Origin of the sequence: Streptomyces sp. NRRL WC-3549 (assembly GCF_000721935.1) — a bacterium.
GTDB lineage: Bacteria > Actinomycetota > Actinomycetes > Streptomycetales > Streptomycetaceae > Streptomyces.
This window is the reverse complement of sequence record NZ_KL585455.1, coordinates 1-656: the sequence shown is the minus strand read 5'-3', so window position 1 is coordinate 656 and position 656 is coordinate 1. Positions and strand designations below refer to the sequence as shown.

Below are 656 nucleotides of genomic sequence, written 5' to 3'. Positions count from 1 at the left end.
GCCGGTCCTGCGGCTGGCCCCGGGGCCCCAGGACGCCCGGGTCGCCTGTGCCGGGCTGCTCGAACTCGCGCTGGCGCTACCGGCCCTGCCCGCCGCGCGGGAGCTGACGGCAGCACTCGACGAGACCGCCGACCGGTCCGGTACTCCGGACGATGCCGGTCGAGCACTGCGGCTGCGCCGCCTGACCGCCGCTCTGCTGCAGGCACCGCCCATGACGCTGGTGGTGGACAACGCCCAATGGCTGGACCACGCCAGTGCGGAAGTCCTGGGCTGGGCGCTGCGCCTGACGCCGGATCTCCCCGTAATCGCGGCCGAGCGCGTCTGGCGCCCGGGAGCCGCGGGCCACTGGTGCGGTGAGGACACGTGCGCGGTGCGCATCCCGCCTCTGACGATCCCTCAGCTGACGACCTTGCTGTCCCCGTACCGGCTCGCCCCCCGCGAGGTGACGCGCATCCACGCCCACAGCGGCGGGAACCCGGCCTTGGCCCTGGCGCTGGCCGACGCCTCACGCCCGCTGGCGGACCGGGAGGGTGAGGGCGAGCCGGCCCTGCCGCCGACGGCCCGCCGGCTGGTGGGCGAGTGGCTGGGCGAAGTACCGGCCCAGGTGCAGGAACTGCTGACGTTCGTCGCACTGGACGACCGGCCCGACCTCGAAC

The 656-nt window shown here is 75.2% G+C and carries 1 pseudogene; it reads left to right on the top strand.

Annotated elements, in window-relative coordinates:
- Nucleotides 1–656: pseudogene (locus IH13_RS0135630) on the top strand (ATP-binding protein); the annotation flags it as partial.